Raw genomic sequence first — 18,479 nt, 5'->3', positions numbered from 1 at the left:
TTCGCCTCAGACGCGCAGACCCGCGCCCAGCTCCATCACGTCGCCGCGCTCGGCGGGGTCGGGGGAGAGCGCGCGCCCGAGAGCGCGGGCGAGACGCTCCGGCACGGCGGGGTTCAGGACCGCTGCCGAGACGAGCGGCACCGGTGGCCGCCCGGTCACGATCCGATGGATCAGCTCGGCCAGCCGGCGGACGTCCTCGGCCGGGTCGGCGGCACCCAGGAACGCCTGCCCGGCGTCACGCAGGAACAGCACCCCCGCGCGATCGGCCATGATCGTGCCGGGGCCGAGGGCGCCGTGGGCGAGCCCCCGTACGTGCAGCGAGGCCAGCCCCTCGCAGAGCGCCTTGGTCCCCGCGGCCAGGACGCGCACGATCTCGGCCGCCCGCTCCCGCCCGCCGTAGAAGCCGGCCAGGGTGGTGAGCGAGGGAACCGCGGTGACGAGCACCGCCGTCTCCGCCGTCATGGAAGCGGCGACCGGTCGCGGCAGGCCCGGCGGCGACTCGGCGAGCAGGCCCGCCTCGGCGGCCAGCGCGGCCCGCCGGGCCAGGATCGACGCGTCCGGGCACACGGCGGCGATCCTGCGGACCCACACCGGGCCGCCGTCGGACGTGATCGCGAACGCCCTGGACAATACCGCCGTGCCGTCCGCGGACCGCTCCTCCTCGGGCTCGCCCGCGACCCGGTAGAGCGCACCGCCGACCTCGACGGCCTCCCCGAGGCCGGCCGGCGCCTCGTCGCGCGGCACGTCCGGCTCCGGCCGGGCCCGCTCGACCACGACCCATCCCTCGTGCTCGGCCTTGATCGCGCGCAGGTGCTGCTCCGGCCAGAGCCCCGGCTCCTTGTCGATGGTCCGGTGGCAGCTCGGGCACAACAACATGAGGTTGTCGACGCCGTCGACCTCGGCCGGCCTGGCCGCCTCTCGCCTGGGCCCGTCAGGGGAGTGGGGCGCGATGTGACCCATCTCGCCGATGTGGTGGGTGCCGCCCTCGATGTCCAGAGGTCTCCGGCAGATGGTGCATCGCCTGTCGGTCGCGTCGAAGAGCGCGCGCCGGACCTCAATGGGGATGTGTCTGCGCTGAGCTTGCGCCACCCGAGGATAGTAGCGACCGTTCCAGCGGCGCGGCGGCGGTCTGCCGGACTCCGGCGGCAGCCGTGCTCCGGCTCCGTCCGGTCACGTCTGGGTGACGAGGCAGAACTCGTTGCCCTCCGGGTCGGCCATGACCTGGAAGGAGCCCTGGTCGTCGGTGACCGGCGGGCCGATGCGGGTGGCGCCCAGGGCGAGCGCGCGGGCGGCGGCCGGCTCGATGGCCTCGACGGCGACGTCCAGGTGCAGGCGGTTCTTGGCCGCTTTGTCCTCGGCGACCGGCTGGAACGCCAGCCGGACACCCCCGGGCGGCTCGACGTGGGACCAGCCCCGGGCCCGGTCGACCGGGTCGCCGCCGAGGAGGGCGGCCCAGAAACGCACCAGACGCTGCGGATCCCGGCAGTCCACGACGATCTGGTTCATACGCGCGTACATGGGGTCAGCGTAGGGGTGCCGCGCCGGTGCCGTGTCAGCTCGGCGCCGGCCCCGTGTCAGAGCGCCCCGCGACGCCGGGACGCGTGACCACCGAGGCCATGACCTTCTGCAGGAGGCTGTAGGACAGGATCGGCAGCAGCGTCTCGGGCCGGTGGGCGAACCAGGCCGAGGCGAGCACGGCGGCCGCGCTGGTGTTGTTCATCCCGGTGGCGAAGGTGAGCGAGATCCGGTCCGGCGCGTCGCGCCGCGGCCACCGGGACAGCCACCCGCCGAGCAGGAACGACAGGCCGCACACCGCCCCCGGCACGGCGAACGCCAGCACGAACAGGTCGGGGTCGGGCCGGGAGAGCGCCCGCGCGAGCGCGCCGGCCGCGTTCACGTAGCACAGCAGCAGGATGACGGCGAGGTTGACCGCCTTGACCGCCGGCAGCGCCCGCGCGGCCCTCCGCTCGCCGAGGAGGGCCCGCGCCGCCATCCCGGCCAGGCACGGCAGCACCACCGAGGCCAGGGCGAACGCGCCGGCCCCCGCCGCGCCGGCCAGCCCGTCGAGCCTGGCGGTGTCGTCCAGGCCGCCGGTGCCCGAGGGGCCCACCAGCCGGCCGGCCAGCCGCAGCCCCAGCGGGACCGTGACCGGGCTGAGCAGCGTCGAGCCCACCACCATCGCCACGATCATCGGGACGTTGCCCCCCGCGTTCTGCCCCCAGGACGCCGCCCCGCCGGCGATCGGCATCGCCAGCACCAGCATCAGCCCGACCAGCAGGAACTCCACCTCGCCCGCGTCCGGCCAGGGGCGCAGGAGCACCGCGACCGCCGGCAGCAGCACCACGGGCAGCAGGGCGTTCACGGCGACCCCCAGCACCGGCCCGGACGGCCGGCGGAGCACGCCGCGCAGGTCGCCCACCCGGACGCCGAGGCCCGCGTTGGCCAGCATCACGGCCAGCAGCAGCATGGGCGCGGTGAGCGGAACGGCCGGCCAGGGCAGGCGGAGCGCGCGCAGCCGCTCGCCGGGGCCGGGGAACGCCCCGGCCAGCGCGTAGCAGCCGAGCATGAGGCCCAGCAGCCACCTCTGGGCGAACGCCATCACACGTGCAGTCACCGTCGAGATACTATCCGTCAGCCGGTCCGCCTCCTCCGGCCGCTCTTGACCGATCGCTTGACCGGATGTCTACTCGCAGAAGATCCCCAGCCGAGGAGCGATCACGCCCGCCATGGAACCGATCCCCCCTTCCGCCGCCCCCGCGCCGGCCCCCGCGTCCATGTCCCGCCGCGCCGTCCTGGCCGGCGGCGCCGGCGTCGCCCTCACCGCCGCCGTGTCCCCGGTCGCCGCCCGGCCGGCCGGCGCCGCACCGGCCGCCCACGCGGCCGGGACGTCCGTCACCTCCGGCACCGACTTCGCCGTGGCGCCCTCGCCCGACGGCCGCCTGCTCGCCCTCGACCTGCTCGGCGTGCTCTGGGTCTGCTCCGCCTCGGGCGGCACCGCCCGCCGGTTCACCAGCGACCTGTACGACATCGCCCAGCCCGACTGGGCCCCCGACGGCTCGGCGATCGTGTTCCAGTCGTACCGGGACGGCGTGTTCGACCTGTGGACGATCCGCCCCGACGGCTCCGGCCTCAAGCGGCTCACCACCGGCCCGTACGACCACCGCGAGCCCCGCTACAGCCCCGACGGCCGCACGATCGCCTACTCCTCCGACGCCGGCGGCAGCTACGGCGTCCACCTGCTCGACGTCGCCACCGGCGCCGGCCGCGCCCTGACGGACACCGCCGCCGAGGAGTACGAGCCCGCCTGGTCGCCCGACGGCCGGAAGATCGCCTTCGTCGTGGCCGACACCAGGATCGACGTCGTCGAGGTCGCGACCGGCGCGCGCAGCACCGCGGTCACGGTCCCCGCCGGCCAGGTGCTGCACCAGCCGTCCTGGCTGCCCAACGGCGCCGACCTCGTCTACCACCACTTCCACGCGGGCGCCAACGACCTGGCCGGCACCGCGGGCCCGCTCGTCACGGGCGAGGAGGTGTTCCCGTTCCGGGCGCGCTTCGGCCCTGACGGCCGCTACTTCTACACCTCCGCCGGCGTCGTGCGGACCCGCCGCCTGGGCTCCGCCGCCGCCGGCACCGTCGGCTTCACGGCCGCGCTGACCACGACGACCCCGCGCTACGCCAAGAAGGTCCGGGTGTTCGACGCGCCCGGCTCGTTCCCGGTGATCGGCATCGGCAGCCCGGCCGTGTCGCCGGACGGCTCCACCGTCGCCTTCCGCGCGCTCAACGACATCTACCTGACGCGCGCCGGCGACCGGCCCGAGCCGCTGTTCCGCGACCGCTGGTGGAAGGCCGACCCGGACTTCTCCCCCGACGGGCGCAGCCTGGCCTTCGTCACCGACCGCACCGGCACGCTCAACATCTGGGTGCGCGACCTGAGCACGGGGGCCGACCGGCAGCTCACCCACCTCACCGACTCGGCCGCCCTGTCCGTCCGCTGGTCGCCCGACGGGTCGGAGATCGCCTACCTCGACCAGGACGGCGCCCTCTGGGTCCTCGACGTGGCCGGCGGCGACGTGCGGAAGGTCTTCGACGCCACCTTCGAGCCGGGCCGGCCCACCTGGTCGCCCGACGGCCGGACGATCGCGCTGGCCGCGGTCGTGCCGTACTCCCGCCGCTACCGCGAGGGCCTGTCGAAGATCCTGCTCGTCGACCGGGCCACCGGCGCGGGCACGTACGTCGATCCCGCGCCGCACCGATCGCTCCAGACCCGCGGCGACGACGGCCCCGTCTGGTCGCCCGACGGCACCATGCTGGCCTTCGCCATGGAGTCGCTGCTGTGGGTCCTGCCGGTGGACCGGAGCGGGCGGCCCACCGGCCCGGCCCGCCAGGTCACCAGTGAGGTCTCCGACGCCCCCGTCTGGGCCGGCGACTCCGCCACCCTGCTCTACCTCAACGGCGGGCGGCTGAAGACCGTGCGCCTGGACGGCCGGCCGGGCCGCGCCGTCCCGATGCGGCTGACCTGGCGCAACGACAGCGGCCCCGAGCAGGTCGTGGTGCGCGCCGGGCGGATGTGGGACGGCGTGTCCGGGTCCGTGGCGCGCGACGTCGACATCGTGGTGCGCGGCCAGCGGATCACCGCGGTCGAGCCGCGCCGCGCCGGGCGGCCCGGCACGCTGATCGACGCGAGCGACCGGTTCGTCATGCCCGGCCTGATCGACATCCACCACCACCGCGAGATGCAGGGCTACGCCTACGGCTCGCGGCAGGGCCCGCTGTGGCTGGCGCTCGGCGTCACCACCACGCGCTCGCCCGGCTCGCCCGCGTACCACATGGCCGAGGAGCGGGAGGCGGTGCAGTCCGGGGCCCGGCTCGCGCCGCGCTACCTGGCCACCGGCGAGGCCGTGGACGGGCCGCGCATCTTCTACAACTTCATGCGCCCGACGTTCTCCCACGACCAGCTCCGGCTGGAGCTGGAGCGGGCCGACGCCCTCGGCTACGACCTGATGAAGTGCTACGTGCGGCTGCCCGTGAGCTGGCACAAGGAGGTCATCGACTGGGCGCACCGCCGCGGCCTGCCGGTCACCTCCCACTACCACTACCCGGCGATCGCCATGGGCGGCGACCAGACCGAGCACGTCGGCGCCACCAGCCGGTTCGGCTACTCCCGCACCGTCACGAACGTCGGCACCGCCTACTCCGACGTTATCGCCATGTTCGTGGCCGCGAGGATGGCCCGCACGCCTACCCTGTTCAACTCCAGCGCCCTGTACCGGGAGGACGCCTCGCTCGCCACGGACGAGCGGGTCCGCCGGCTCTACCCGAAGTGGCGGACGGCCGCGTTGGAGGCGACCGTCGCCGCCGCGCGCAACGCCGACCCGGCGGCCGTCCAGGTGACCCTCACCAACCTCGCCAACCAGGTCGCGCAGCTCGTCGCGATGATCCGCCGCGGCGGCGTGGTGACCGTCGGCACCGACGCGCCGATCGACCACCTCGGCGTCAGCCTGCACATGAACCTGCGCGCCATGGTCAAGTACGGCCTGACGCCGCGCGAGGCGCTGACCGCCGCGACCAGCACGTCAGGGGCGTTCCTCGGGCAGCCGCTGGGCAGGATCGCCGAGGGCATGTACGCCGATCTGGCCGTCGTGGACGGCGACCCGCTGGCCCGCGTCGAGGACGCCGCCAACGTCACCGCCGTCCTGGTCGGCGGCAGGCACCACACGGTGGAGGAGCTGCTGGCGCCGTACCCGTCCGCGACCACGGCGACCACCGCGGCGGCGCACCCGACCGCGGTGCGGGAGCGGGTCCCGGCCCATCCGAGCACCGCGGCCTTCTGGTGGCATGACCCCGCCGAGCTGCGCGCGGCGCGGTCCTCCTGCTGCGACGGTCACTAGCCGGCGGCCCGCGCCGGCACGGGCCGCCGCAGGTGGGCCGGCTCGCTGATGAACCGGGTGCCGAGCGCCGACAGCAGGCAGAGCAGGGCCGACACCACCACGATCGGCCAGGTCTGCCCGCCGGACCAGTCGTCGAGCCAGGCGGCCACGAAGGGGATGCAGCCGCCGACGATCGCGCCGGCGATCTCGCGGGTGAAGGTGACGCCGGTGTAGCGGTAGCGGACGTCGAACAGCTCCGACATCATCGTGGCCTGTGAGGCGAGCGTGAGGTCGTTGCAGAGCGTGAAGATCATCACGAACGCGGCCCAGATCACCACGGGCGTGCCGGTGTCGAGCATGAAGAAGAAGGGGTAGAACAGCACGGCCGCCGCGACCGACCCGGCGACCATCACCGGCCGCCGCCCGAACCGGTCGCACAGCAGGCCCGCGGCCGGCACCGTGACGATCTTGACGAGGTTGGCGATCACCACGCCCATCAGGCCGACCCACGACTCCGTGTGCACGTGCGTGGTCAGGTAGGTCAGGGCGTAGACGGACGGCAGGTAGCTGATCACGTTCGGCGCGACGCTGATGAGCATGCCGGGCACGATCTTGTGGCGGGAGGTGGCGAACAACGCCCGCAGCGGCGCCTGCGCGGGCCCGCCGCCGTCCCTGGCCGCGTCCCTGGCCTCGCGGAACTCGGGGGTGTCCGACACCTTCAGCCGGACGATCACGCCGGCCACGCCCACCAGGACGCTGAGCAGGAACGGGATTCGCCAGCCGTAGTCGACGAACGCCTCGTGCGGCATGAGCGCGGAGACCAGGAAGAACACGCCCGTCGCGACCAGCGAGCCGACCGCGTTGCCGAGGGTCGGGGCGCTGGCGTTCAGCCCGCGTGAGCGGGTCTCGGCGTGCTCGGCGGACATCAGCATGGCGCCCGCGTACTCGCCGCCCGCGCCGAGCCCCTGCACCACGCGCAGCGCCACGAGCATGATCGGCGCGGCCGGGCCGACGGCGGCGTAGGAGGGCAGCAGGCCGATCAGCGTCGAGGCCACCGCCATGAGCAGCAGCGTGACGAACAACATGGTCCGCCGCCCGACGCGGTCGCCGAGCACGCCGATGACGATGCCGCCGACGGGCCGGGCGAAGAACCCGACGGCGAAGGTGGCCAGCGAGGACAGGGTCGCCGCCACCGGGTCGCCGGAGGGGAAGAAGACGAGCGGGAGCACCAGCGCGGCGGCGGTGCCGTACAGCGAGAAGTCGTACCACTCGAGTGCGGTGCCGACGGTGGAAGCGATCGTGGCCCGGCTGAGCCGCAGCGTCATCGTGGACTCCCTCATCACAGCTTGTCGATTGCGCTGTCCGTATCAGGACCATTAACGTTAATGTGGCCGTAACACTACGAGTGGCCTGTTCGACAGGTCAAGAGTCTCGGCCAGCTAGTCATTTACATGAGCGTTAATGAGAGGACTGCGCATGTCTATCGCCGCGCCGGCCGCCTACGCCGGCCTGTCGAAGTACGATCCGCTCGGCCGGATCCTGTGCTTCGACCGGTTCGACTCGACCACCCACGGCTGGACCGAGCTGATCGGCAACTACAACGGCCAGGGCGACCTCGGCACCGTCGACGACCACATGCGCGACTTCCGGCCGCCGCAGCTCTCCTCCTGCTCGTTCTTCGACGTCGGCACGCACGGCACGCTCAGCGGCAACTACGCGCTGAAGCTCGCCACCCGCGCCTACCGGGGCCACACCGCCACCGGCATCCGCCGGCTCACCATGGCCGGGCGGGGGCGGGTGCGCATCGAAACGTACTTCGCGTTCAAGGCCGAGGCGACCGTCGGCCACGAGCTGCCCGCCAGCGTGGCCTGGGACGGCAACCGGCACCCGTCGGAGTCGCAGTTCGGGGCGTTCACCGTGGCCACCGACATCTGCGCCGACAACGGCGTGCGCTACCACAACGTGATCCGCTACCAGAACACGAACCTGGACGGCGAGATGACGCAGCGCTGGATGTACCCGGTGGTGCCCGAGCCGACGCCGCGCGACCACCAGGAGGGCAAGTTCGCCCTGCCGTACGCGGCCGACTTCACCGCGCCCGACCCGGACGACTGGCGGTACTTCGACGAGCCGCTGGAGATGTGCGTCAACGAGGTGCCCACCAAGATCAACTGGCACTACCTGCGCTGGGACATCGACACCAGCACCCGCTCCAACGTGGAGCTCCGCCTCAACGACCGCGTCATGGACATGAGCGACGTCCCGGTGCCGATCTACCCCGACCGCTACAGCACCCTGGACAACCTGCTCAACTTCTACTTCTCCGTCCGGACCCACGCGAACATCCGCAACTTCCTCTTCCTTGACTCCGTTCTCATCTCGGTGGATTGGTGACGACGATGCGATCGACCATGACGGCGGTGCTGGAACGCGCCGCGCTGGTGACCGACGAGCTGGCCACCGAGCCGTACGAGCTGCCCTGGGCCCAGGAGGCGCGCTTCTTCGTCCAGGCGCACGAGCTGACCGGGACGCTGGAGCTGACCACGGAGATCTCCCCGGACGGCCTTACCTGGTGCCCGGCCGACGTGCCGGTGCTCCGCGCCGAGACGCCCGGGATGACGAGCTGGCTGGTCACCGGGTTCGGCCAGTGGCTGCGGGTGCGCTGCCGCGTTTCCGGCGACCCCGGAGCGGCTGCCAGACTTCGGATCTACCTCGTGGGCAAGAGCTGAGCGGAGAATGACGGGATGGCACGTTCGCAACGGGTGACGCTACGCGATGTCGCCGACCGGCTGGGCCTGTCGGCGAACACCGTGTCGCGGGCGCTGGCCGGCAAGGACCAGGTCAGCGAGGCCACCAGGGCCCTGGTCGCCGCCGAGGCCAAGCGGCTCGGCTACGTGCCGAACAGCCACGCCCGCTCGCTGGTGTCCGGCCGCACCATGGTCGTCGGCCTGGTCATCACCAACCCGTCCAACCCGTTCTACGCCGCGCTCATCTCCGCGGTCGAACGGGAGTGCCGGGCGGCCGGCTACTCCGTGCTGCTCCTCGTGACCGAGGACTCCGGGGAGAACGAGAAGCGCGCCGTCCAGCAGCTCCTGCGCTTCGGCGTGGACGGCGTGCTGGGCGTCGCCACCGAGTCCAGGAGCGACGTGTGGGACGGGCTGAGCGAGGCCGGCATCCCCGTGGTGCAGCTCAGCCGCGACGCCTCCGGCCGCGGGCTCGACTTCGTCGGCACCGACGTGGAGTCCGCCATCGCCGACGCGGTGACCCGGGTGGCCCGCGACGGCGTCCGCCGGGTCTGGCTGCTGGAGGAGGACCTGCGGATCAGCACGGTGGACGCCCGGGTCGCCGGCTTCCGGCGGGCGCTCGACGAGCTGGGCGTCGCCCCCGAGCACGCGCTCGTGCTCAAGGTGCCCACCCGCCGCACCAGCGGCGCCAGCCTGCCCTGGCGTCCCGACGACGCCTACGCCCTGGCGGCCAACCTCATCACCCGCGACAACCACCCCGACCTGGTCGTCACCGCGAACGACTACTTCGCGCTCGGCCTCTACCGGGCCATCCGCGAGTGCGGCCTCGCCGTGCCCGACGACGTGCGCGTCCTCGGGTACGGCGACCACCCGTTCGCCGCCTACCTCCACCCGGCCCTGAGCACGATCCGGCTGCCCGCCGACGAGGCCGGCACCGCCGCGGTCGACCTGCTGCTGCGCCGCATCGCCGACCCCGACCGGCCCCGGGCCGTCATCCGGCTGCCCGCGGAGCTGGTCGAGCGCCGCTCCACGGAGTGACCGGCCGCCGCGACTCCTCAGGTCCGATCCCGAGGAGCGGCGCGGCGGCCCTCAGCGCGGGGTCGTCGCGCAGGATGCGCGTGTGCAGGTCCTTGAGCGGGACGCCCGGCTCGTCGCCCAGGGCCTCCACCAGGCCCGTACGCACCCGCGTGTACCAGGCCAGCGCCTCGGCGCGCTGCCCGCTCAGGTAGAGCGCGAGCATCAGCAGCGCCGCGAGGCGTTCGTTGAGCGGATTCTCGCTCATCAGGCCGACCAGCAGCGGAGCCACCTCGGCGGGGCGGCCGAGGCGGAGGCTGGTCTCGATGGTCGCGATCCGGGCCGCCAGCCGCTCGAACGCCAGCGCCTCCCGCGCGCCGCCCGCCCACCGGCCGGCCAGATCGGCCAGCGGCGGGCCCGTCCACAGGCGCAGGGCCTGCGCGTAGAGCCGGGAACGCCTGACGTCGTCGTCCGCCTCGCGCGCCGCGCCCACCAGCGCGCGGAAGCGGTACAGGTCGACGCGCTGCGGCTCGGCCTCCAGGACGTAGCCGCCGCGCCGCCTGACCAGCGGATCCCTGGAGACCTCAGCGGCCGTGCGGCGGAGCCGCTTGGCCGCGGTGTAGAGCGCGTCACGCGGGTCGCGGGGCGTCGCCTCCCCCCAGATGCGCTCGATCAGGACCTCGTCGGGCACGAACTCCGCCGGCTGCCAGGCCAGCGCGGCGAGAAGGCTCCTGGCGCGGCCCGGCACGGAACGGACCGGACCGGTTCTGCCCCGCAGGCAGACCGGGCCGAGCAACTGCACCTGCATGGTCGATCATTGTTCTGGCCGGGCGCATCCTGTCCGTATCCTGGCCGCATCCTGGCGGGCGCCGAGCCCGTCCAGGACGCCCCGCGCCCGCGACCTGGCCGACCGCGCGCCGCGCAGGTCGCCGCTCCGCTCGCGCGCCTGCCCCAGGAGCTCCAGCGCCCTCGCCTGATCGAGGCGCTGCCCGGTCCTGGCGAAGACGCGCACCGCCCGCTGGCAGTGGCTCGCGCACTGCTGGAAGTCGCCCCGGGCGAGGTCCGCCACGGCCAAGGCGGTCCCGGCCTTGCCGATGCCGGGCGCGTACCCCCGTACCGCCCAGTCCAGCGCGGACCTGGCGTGCGCGGTGGCCTCGTCGAGCCGGCCCCCGCGCACGGCCAGCTCCGACAACCCGAGCGCGGCCTCCACACAGCCCTGCCGGTGCCCAATGCCCTCCGCCTCCCGGCTCGCGGCCTGCAGCCGGAAGGTGACCGGCCGGCCCAGCCGGACCTCCGCACGCGCCAGGCCGATGAGCGCGAGGAGCTCGTAGCCGTGATCGCCGATGCTCATGGCCAAATCGAGCATCCGCCTGCGGACGTCCAGCGCGTCCTCGTCCCGGCCCGCGTCGGCGTGCACGGCGCCGATCGCGTCCAGCACCGCCACCTGGCCGTACCGGCTCGCGGCCGAGTGGGACAGCTCCAGCGCCCGGCCGAGGACGTCCAGCGCCTCCTCCAGCCGGCCCTGCTCCTGCCTGACCAGGCCGAGCCCGGCCAGCGTCAGGACGAGCGGCTCGGCGGAGGCGATCCCGGCCGCCATGGTCCGCGCCCGCTCAGGTAGAGCGCGAGCATCAGCAGCGCCGCGAGGCGTTCGTTGAGCGGATTCTCGCTCATCAGGCCGACCAGCAGCGGAGCCACCTCGGCGGGGCGGCCGAGGCGGAGGCTGGTCTCGATGGTCGCGATCCGGGCCGCCAGCCGCTCGAACGCCAGCGCCTCCCGCGCGCCGCCCGCCCACCGGCCGGCCAGATCGGCCAGCGGCGGGCCCGTCCACAGGCGCAGGGCCTGCGCGTAGAGCCGGGAACGCCTGACGTCGTCGTCCGCCTCGCGCGCCGCGCCCACCAGCGCGCGGAAGCGGTACAGGTCGACGCGCTGCGGCTCGGCCTCCAGGACGTAGCCGCCGCGCCGCCTGACCAGCGGATCCCTGGAGACCTCAGCGGCCGTGCGGCGGAGCCGCTTGGCCGCGGTGTAGAGCGCGTCACGCGGGTCGCGGGGCGTCGCCTCCCCCCAGATGCGCTCGATCAGGACCTCGTCGGGCACGAACTCCGCCGGCTGCCAGGCCAGCGCGGCGAGAAGGCTCCTGGCGCGGCCCGGCACGGAACGGACCGGACCGGTTCTGCCCCGCAGGCAGACCGGGCCGAGCAACTGCACCTGCATGGTCGATCATTGTTCTGGCCGGGCGCATCCTGTCCGTATCCTGGCCGCATCCTGGCGGGCGCCGAGCCCGTCCAGGACGCCCCGCGCCCGCGACCTGGCCGACCGCGCGCCGCGCAGGTCGCCGCTCCGCTCGCGCGCCTGCCCCAGGAGCTCCAGCGCCCTCGCCTGATCGAGGCGCTGCCCGGTCCTGGCGAAGACGCGCACCGCCCGCTGGCAGTGGCTCGCGCACTGCTGGAAGTCGCCCCGGGCGAGGTCCGCCACGGCCAAGGCGGTCCCGGCCTTGCCGATGCCGGGCGCGTACCCCCGTACCGCCCAGTCCAGCGCGGACCTGGCGTGCGCGGTGGCCTCGTCGAGCCGGCCCCCGCGCACGGCCAGCTCCGACAACCCGAGCGCGGCCTCCACACAGCCCTGCCGGTGCCCAATGCCCTCCGCCTCCCGGCTCGCGGCCTGCAGCCGGAAGGTGACCGGCCGGCCCAGCCGGACCTCCGCACGCGCCAGGCCGATGAGCGCGAGGAGCTCGTAGCCGTGATCGCCGATGCTCATGGCCAAATCGAGCATCCGCCTGCGGACGTCCAGCGCGTCCTCGTCCCGGCCCGCGTCGGCGTGCACGGCGCCGATCGCGTCCAGCACCGCCACCTGGCCGTACCGGCTCGCGGCCGAGTGGGACAGCTCCAGCGCCCGGCCGAGGACGTCCAGCGCCTCCTCCAGCCGGCCCTGCTCCTGCCTGACCAGGCCGAGCCCGGCCAGCGTCAGGACGAGCGGCTCGGCGGAGGCGATCCCGGCCGCCATGGTCCGCGCCCGCTCCAGGTACTCCTCGGCCTCCGACAAGCGCCCGAGGTGACGCAGGATGTAGGCCAGGTTGTTGACGCTGGAGGCCGCCCGGTCGTGGTCGCCGATCGAGGCGTAGATGTCCAGCGCCCGGCGGGTCCTGCCCAGGGCCGCTCTGAGGCGTCCGGGCACGGCCAGCGCCGAGCCGGCGGCTCTGAGGGCGTCGGCCTCCCCGCTCGGCCAGCGGGCGCGGCGGCACAGGACGGTCGCCCGGTCCAGCTCCTTGATCGACAGCAGGTAGTCGCCCGCGCAGTGGTGGGCCAGCCCCAGCGACAGGCGCATCGCGGCCTCGCCCTCCAGGCTCTGCTCTCGCCGGGCCGTCTCCAGGCCGAGGCGGGCCAGACGCAGCCACTGCGCCATCCAGCGCCGCCGGTAGAGGATGATGCGCAGCGCGTCGACCAGCCGCCAGGCCAGGCCCGGCGGTCCGTGCCGGGCGACGTGCTCCACCACGGTCGTGACGCTCTCCCACTCGGCCGTCATCCATGCCTCCGCCTCCTCCCGCGAGCCGAAGACCTCCGGTGACCCGGCAGGCGGCTCCGGGAGCAGGTCGACGGGGCGGGAGTGCGCCAGCCTGGCGACGGCGGCGATGCTGTGCAGGTAGTAGTGCGCCAGCCGGGTGACGGCCGCCTCCTGCTCGCCGGGGTCGGCGGCGGCGTTGAGCTCCCCGGCCAGCTCGGCGAGCAGGTCATGGCAGGCGAAGCGCCCGGCGCCGTTCTCGGTCGCGAGGTGCACGCGGGTGAGCTCGCCGAGCAGGCCCTCCGCCTCCGTCCGCGGCACGTCCGCGAGCGCGGCCGCCGCCTCGAGTGTGATGTCCGTCCCGGGGATCAGGTTGACCAGGCGGAACATCCGCCGCGCGAGAGGCGGCAGCGCACGGTACGACTGTTCGAGCGCAGGACGTACGGCCACGCCGTCGTCCCCTTCGATGCGCAGCCCGGCCAGCCGCCCGTGCTCGCGCAGCCGCGTCACGAAGCCGTCGATCGTCTGCCGCGGGTGGTCCGACAGCAGGGCGCCCGCGATCCGCAGCGCGAGCGGCAGCCGGCCGCACAGTTCGACGAGCCGGGCCGCCGCCTCGGGCTCGGTCGCGAGCCTGCGCTCGCCGGCCGAGTGGGCGAGCAGCGCGAGGCAGTCGTCCTGGACGAGGACGTCGAGCGCGACCCGTTCGGCCCCGTCACGGGCCGCCAGCCCGCTGAGCCGGTCGCGGCTGGTCACCAGGGCGAGGCAGCGGGGCTCGCCCGGCAGCAGCGGGCGGACCTGCGCGGCGTCCACGGCATCGTCCAGGACGATGAGCATGCGGCGGCCGGCGAGGGAGGACCGATAAAGCGACAGGCGGGCGTCGGGGTCCTCCGGCACCTCCCTCGGCGCGTGCCCGAGCGCGCAGAGGAGCCGGGTGAGCGGGTCGGTGGTCGCAGGGGCGCGCTGGAAGCCGCGCAGGTCGAGGAAGAGCTGGCCGTCGGGGAAGTCCCCAGCGTGCTCGTGCGCCCACCACAGGGCCAGGCTGGTCTTGCCGACGCCGGCCGGTCCCACGACGGCCACGGTCCTGGCCGGCCCCGCGGCGGCGGCGCTCACCCTGGCCAGATCGGGCCGCCTGCCGAACAGGCTGCCGGTGACCGGCGGCAGGTGCCGGGGGACCACCCGCCGCTCCCCGGCGATCAGCCGGGCGTACAGGTCGCGCAGGGGCGCCGCCGGCTCCACGCCGAGCTCCTCGCGGAGGCGCAGGCGTAATCGGTGGTAGAGCTCCACGGCTTCGGGGGTGCGGCCGGTGGCGGCCAGGGCGCGCATGAGCTGACCGTGCGGACGCTCGCGCAGCGGATGCTCCACCACGACCGCGCTCAGGTCGGCGACGGCCTCGGCCGCGCGCCCGAGCGCCAGCAGTTCTTCCGCGCGGCCTTCGACCGCCGCCAGGTGCAGCTCTTCGAGACGGGCGATCCTCGCACTCGCGAAGGGGTGATCGATGCCGGCGAACGGGGCGGACCATAGGGACAACGCCTCGCCGTACAGGGCGACGGCCTCCTCGCGCCGGTCGTCCGCCGCGGCGGCGCGGGCCCGTCCGGCGAGGTCGGCGAACCGGTCGGCGTCGAGCCGGCCGGGCTCGACGCGCAGGAGGTAGCCCGGAGGGCGGGTGACGATCAGCTCGTCGGGTCCGGCGCGGCAGGCCGTGCGCAGCTTCGAGACCAGCGTGCGGATCCGGGCGCGGTGGTGACGCGGGAACGCGTCGCCCCAGAGAACGTGCGCGAGGTGGTCGACCGGTACCACGGCGCCGGCGTTCAGGACGAGCGTGGCCAGCACCGTGGCCTGTTGCGACGGGAGCGGGACCTCCTCGCCGTCGACCGTCACCGCGACCGCTCCCAAGATCTGGAACGCCCAGGCGCGTGCCACCATGAGCCGACATTAGACGATCACTGCGGAAATGTACGGCGATTGGTCGTCCAGCGGTCGGCTGCCGGTCCGTGATCGGTCCGCGCGCGGGCCCGCACGCAGGCCCTTCACCGGTCCGGCCGGGTCACCGGCCACCGGGCCGAGATCGTTTCCCTTGACCGCCTCGCGGCGTGAAGCTTATTTTCGCGACGTCGCCGAGTCCCCGGAGAGAGCATGCTTGAGCTGTTGGGTCTCGATCACCAAGCCGAAAACGTTTACCGTCTCCTCCTGCGTCACCCGGACGGCGACGTGGACACCCTCGCCGCCCAGCTCAAGACCACCGCCGAGGACGTCCGCCGGATCCTCGAACGCCTCGTCGGGCTGTCGCTCGTCCGGGCCGAGCACCTGCCCTGCGGTCCGTTCCGGGCGGTCCGCCCCCAGTTCGGCCTGTCGGCGCTGCTCGCCAGGAGCCAGGCCGAGCTGCACGAACGCCAGCGGCAGATCGAGAGCACCCGCGAGGCCATCGCCGCCCTCGCGGACGAGTACCTCTCCGTGGTCCAGGCGGGCGGGGAGGTCGTCGAGCGGCTGGGGGACGCGGTCGCCGCGCGGGCCAGGCTCGAGGAGGTCAGAGGCCAGGCCCAGTCCGAGTGCCTGTCGCTGACCACGAGCCGGAGCGGGACGCCCGCGGCCGACCGCTCATGGGACCAGGCCGCCCTCGCGCGCGGCGTCGGCCTGCGCGGCGTCTACCAGGACAGCTTCTCCACCGACGCCGCCGCCAGACAGCACCTGACGTGGCTGCGTGACGCCGGCGCGGGCGTGCGCACGGCGCCCACCCTGCCGATGGCCATGGTCATCGTGGACCGCCGTGCGGTGCTGACCCTGTCGGTCCCCGCCGTGTACGTCGAGCAGCCCGACATCGTCGCCACGCTCCACGCGCTCTTCGAGCACGTGTGGCAGGGCGCCACCCCGCTGAGCGCCCCGTGCGCCGTCGGCGGGGAAGGGCTGTCCACGCGTGAGCGCGCGCTGCTCCGCCTGCTCAACGAGGGCTACACCGACGAGCGGGCGGCGCGCAGCCTCGGCCTGTCGCTCCGCACGACCCGCCGGCTGATGTCCTCCCTGATGACGAAGCTGCAGGCGCAGAGCAGGTTCCAGGCCGGAGCGCGGGCCATGCAGGCGGGCTGGCTCACCACCGGCGGGCCCGCCTCACCCGCGGGCCGCGGCCAGGGACTCGATGTCGCGGACGGCGAACACCCGGCTGAGCAGGAGAGGCACGGATCCGGCGGTGGCCGCGCAGGCCGCCACCAGTAGCACCTGCCGGGCGCTGAGCACGTCCATCAGCAGGCCCGCCACCAGGGCGCCCAGCGGGATGCCGCCGTGGGAGAGCAGCCGGTAGCACGCGTTGATCCGGCCGAGCCGCTCCGGCTCGGCGACGGTCTGCCGCAGGCTCATCGCGAAGACGTTGTACAGCCCGTCGCCGAACGTCTGCACGGCGAGCCCGGCGCAGAGGAGGACGGCTCCGCCGCCCCACGGGATCAGGAACCACCCGCCCAGCGTGACGAGGATGCTCACCCGGAGCGTCATGCCGACCCCGATGATCCGCCCCACCCGCGGCGCCGCCGCCGAGCCCAGCAATCCGCCCAGCCCGCCCACGGTCAGGCACAGGCCGATCACCCGCACGTCGAGGCGGGCCTCCCTGACGGCGTACACCATCAGCGCGGTCGAGATCGCGCTGCCCCAGAGGTTGAACCAGGACGACAGCAGGACCATCGCGCGGAGGTACGGGTCGCGGAAGGCCGGCGCGAAGCCGCCGAGAACGTCGGCGAACCTGAAGCGCGCGGGCCGCCGGTGCTGCCGCACCACGACCGTCCGGCTGACCAGGACGGCGGCCACCAGGTAGGACACGGCATCCGCCGCGAGCGCGACGGCCGGCCTGACGAGCTGCAGGACGAGCCCCGCCAGGCCGGGACCGGCGACCTCGGTGGCCGCGTAGGTCACGCCCAGCCGCGCGTTGGCGGTCACCAGCGCGTCCTGGCTCAGGATGTAGGGCGGGTAGGAGTGGACGCTGACGTCGATGCCGACGCGGAAGGCGCCCAGCAGGAAGCCGGCCACGCAGACCATCCAGAAGGAAAGCAGGTCCGCCGTCCACAGCGCGGGCAGGGCGAGCAGGACGACGCCCGCGAGCGCGTTGCCCCAGATCAGGACCGGCCTGGGCGCGTGCCGGTCCACCAGCATGCCGGCGACCAGGGTGAACAGCACCAGCGGCGCGAACTGCAGCGCGTTCAGCAGCCCCAGCTCCCAGGGCGTCACCCCGAGGGTGTTGAGCGCCAGGATCGGCAGAGCCAGGACCGTGATCTGCGACCCCACGCCCGAGATCGCCTGCGCCGCCCAGAAGCGGGCGAAGTCAGCTCGCGGCACGGGTGATCACACCGCAGGCGACCAGGCCGTCATAGTACTCGGCGATCTCCTCGCGCGGCAGGGGCCGCCCGGACACCGCCATCAGCTCCGACACCGCCTCCTCCTCGGTACGGCCGTGCGACAGCCCCCAGAGCAGGGCGCCCAGGTCGCTGCAGCTCACCCCGTTGCGCCCGTCCGGCTCCGACAGGGTCACGCCCTCGCGCAGCGGCAGCGGCATCCGCCAGGGGTCCCGGCGGGCGCCGGCGGCGTCCACCGGGCGGGGGTCGTAGAGGGTGCCGGTCGCCGCCATGACCAGCATGTCCTGCGCGGTGTGCAGGGCGCGGCGGACCCACGCCTCGACGTCGTGCCCAGTGGCCATCGCGCCCCCGCGCTCCGTCAGGATCCCGGTGAGGAGGGGGTGCGCCAGCTTCTGCGCGGTGCGTTCCCAGCGCCGCCAGACCCACTTCTGTCCCATGTACAGGTCGCCGAGCGAGGTGAGCAGCGCCTGGGCGGCCTGCAGCAGGAGCTGCTGGGCGAGGAAGTCGGCCGAGCCCCGGTCGCGCAGGGCGGTCGCGCCCTTGAGGTCCTCCGACAGGTTGCCGCAGTCGACGCTGTGGCGGGCGATGACGAGCCGGGCGAACCCAGGGCTGGAGCGCAGCTCGTCCCGTAGCTCGCCGAGGCGGCCGTGGGGATCGGTGACGACCCGCCCCAGGCAGAACCGGACGACGACGTCCAGCCGTTTGGCCGACGCCCGCGCGAGCTGGTCGAAGTCGTCCTCGTGGCAGCGGTAGCGGCTGAAGTCGCGCACGTCGCCGGCGAACCGCTCCAGGGCGACGAACTCCACGTCCGCCCTGCGTTCGCCCACCGCCACCTGCCGTGTCTCCCCCGCGCGGCCGACCACGAAGACGTCCACGTCCGACATCGGGGTGCCGAGGCCCGCGGTGGTCGCGCCGCCGAGGTAGACGCCCGCATCCGGATAGTCCCGGGCTACGACCGCGGCGGCGGCCATCGCCTCGCCGAGCTGGCGTTCCGGGTTCCATTCCATACGGCCTCCCTTTTCTCCCGA

At 74.1% G+C, this 18,479-nt stretch carries 15 protein-coding genes; 5 read left to right on the top strand and 10 right to left on the bottom strand.

Going from position 1 to position 18,479, the window contains the following annotated elements:
• Window positions 1-6: 6 nt before the first annotated feature.
• From MF672_RS08140 to MF672_RS08130, 3 genes are all read right to left on the bottom strand, one after another.
• Window positions 7-1,089, bottom strand: a complete 1,083-nt coding sequence (locus MF672_RS08140; RefSeq protein WP_247815200.1) for an HNH endonuclease — start codon at window positions 1,087-1,089, stop codon at window positions 7-9.
• 81 nt (window positions 1,090-1,170) lie between these two features.
• Window positions 1,171-1,518 (bottom strand): VOC family protein, encoded by a 348-nt coding sequence (locus MF672_RS08135; protein ID WP_242371778.1) that lies wholly within the window; start codon window positions 1,516-1,518, stop codon window positions 1,171-1,173.
• 34 nt (window positions 1,519-1,552) lie between these two features.
• On the bottom strand, window positions 1,553-2,614 hold the full coding sequence (locus tag MF672_RS08130; protein WP_242371779.1) for a bile acid:sodium symporter family protein: 1,062 nt from the start codon (window positions 2,612-2,614) through the stop codon (window positions 1,553-1,555).
• 112 nt (window positions 2,615-2,726) lie between these two features.
• Between MF672_RS08130 and MF672_RS08125 the strand changes: the two genes are divergently transcribed.
• The gene (locus tag MF672_RS08125; protein ID WP_242371780.1) at window positions 2,727-5,888 is read left to right on the top strand and encodes an amidohydrolase family protein; all 3,162 of its coding nucleotides are present in this window, start codon (window positions 2,727-2,729) and stop codon (window positions 5,886-5,888) included.
• Here MF672_RS08125 and MF672_RS08120 read toward each other — a convergent pair.
• Entirely contained in the window at window positions 5,885-7,192 is a 1,308-nt protein-coding gene (locus tag MF672_RS08120; protein ID WP_242371781.1) for an MFS transporter, read from the bottom strand. The two genes, MF672_RS08125 and MF672_RS08120, sit on opposite strands and share 4 nt — an antisense overlap.
• Before the next feature lie 151 nt (window positions 7,193-7,343).
• Between MF672_RS08120 and MF672_RS08115 the strand changes: the two genes are divergently transcribed.
• From MF672_RS08115 to MF672_RS08105, 3 genes are read left to right on the top strand one after another with little or no spacing between them, the layout of a single operon-like run.
• A complete protein-coding gene (locus MF672_RS08115; protein ID WP_242371783.1) occupies window positions 7,344-8,261 on the top strand; it encodes a DUF6772 family protein in 918 nt (305 codons plus the stop codon).
• Window positions 8,262-8,266: 5 nt separating this feature from the next.
• Entirely contained in the window at window positions 8,267-8,596 is a 330-nt protein-coding gene (locus tag MF672_RS08110) for a hypothetical protein (RefSeq protein ID WP_242371785.1), read from the top strand.
• Between the two features lie 33 nt (window positions 8,597-8,629).
• On the top strand, window positions 8,630-9,649 hold the full coding sequence (locus MF672_RS08105) for a LacI family DNA-binding transcriptional regulator (protein ID WP_242371787.1): 1,020 nt from the start codon (window positions 8,630-8,632) through the stop codon (window positions 9,647-9,649).
• Here the strand turns inward: MF672_RS08105 and MF672_RS08100 are convergent.
• From MF672_RS08100 to MF672_RS08085, 4 genes are read right to left on the bottom strand one after another with little or no spacing between them, the layout of a single operon-like run.
• Window positions 9,603-10,433 carry an AfsR/SARP family transcriptional regulator gene (locus MF672_RS08100; RefSeq protein WP_242371789.1) on the bottom strand — a complete coding sequence of 277 codons (831 nt, stop codon included), beginning with the start codon at window positions 10,431-10,433 and terminating at the stop codon, window positions 9,603-9,605. The genes MF672_RS08105 and MF672_RS08100 overlap by 47 nt on opposite strands.
• 6 nt (window positions 10,434-10,439) lie before the next feature.
• Complete coding sequence (locus tag MF672_RS08095) at window positions 10,440-11,222, bottom strand: tetratricopeptide repeat protein (protein WP_247815199.1); 783 nt, start codon at window positions 11,220-11,222, stop codon at window positions 10,440-10,442.
• Entirely contained in the window at window positions 11,183-11,836 is a 654-nt protein-coding gene (locus MF672_RS08090; RefSeq protein WP_247815198.1) for an AfsR/SARP family transcriptional regulator, read from the bottom strand. Before MF672_RS08090 ends, MF672_RS08095 begins: the two co-directional genes overlap by 40 nt.
• 6 nt (window positions 11,837-11,842) lie before the next feature.
• Entirely contained in the window at window positions 11,843-15,043 is a 3,201-nt protein-coding gene (locus tag MF672_RS08085; RefSeq protein WP_242371790.1) for an AfsR/SARP family transcriptional regulator, read from the bottom strand.
• 285 nt (window positions 15,044-15,328) lie between these two features.
• On the opposite strand from MF672_RS08085, the gene MF672_RS08080 reads away from it, so the two are divergent.
• A complete protein-coding gene (locus tag MF672_RS08080) occupies window positions 15,329-16,327 on the top strand; it encodes a helix-turn-helix transcriptional regulator (protein WP_242371792.1) in 999 nt (332 codons plus the stop codon).
• On the opposite strand, the gene MF672_RS08075 is transcribed toward MF672_RS08080, so the two are convergent.
• Window positions 16,223-17,434 (bottom strand): MFS transporter, encoded by a 1,212-nt coding sequence (locus tag MF672_RS08075; protein ID WP_242371793.1) that lies wholly within the window; start codon window positions 17,432-17,434, stop codon window positions 16,223-16,225. The genes MF672_RS08080 and MF672_RS08075 overlap by 105 nt on opposite strands.
• A complete protein-coding gene (locus MF672_RS08070; RefSeq protein ID WP_242371795.1) occupies window positions 17,421-18,458 on the bottom strand; it encodes a nucleotidyltransferase domain-containing protein in 1,038 nt (345 codons plus the stop codon). Before MF672_RS08070 ends, MF672_RS08075 begins: the two co-directional genes overlap by 14 nt.
• Between the last annotated feature and the right edge of the window lie 21 nt (window positions 18,459-18,479).

This window comes from Actinomadura luzonensis (assembly GCF_022664455.2).
Taxonomy (GTDB): domain Bacteria; phylum Actinomycetota; class Actinomycetes; order Streptosporangiales; family Streptosporangiaceae; genus Nonomuraea; species Nonomuraea luzonensis.
Note: the sequence above shows the minus strand (reverse complement) of the source record. Positions and strands in the feature narration are given on the sequence as shown.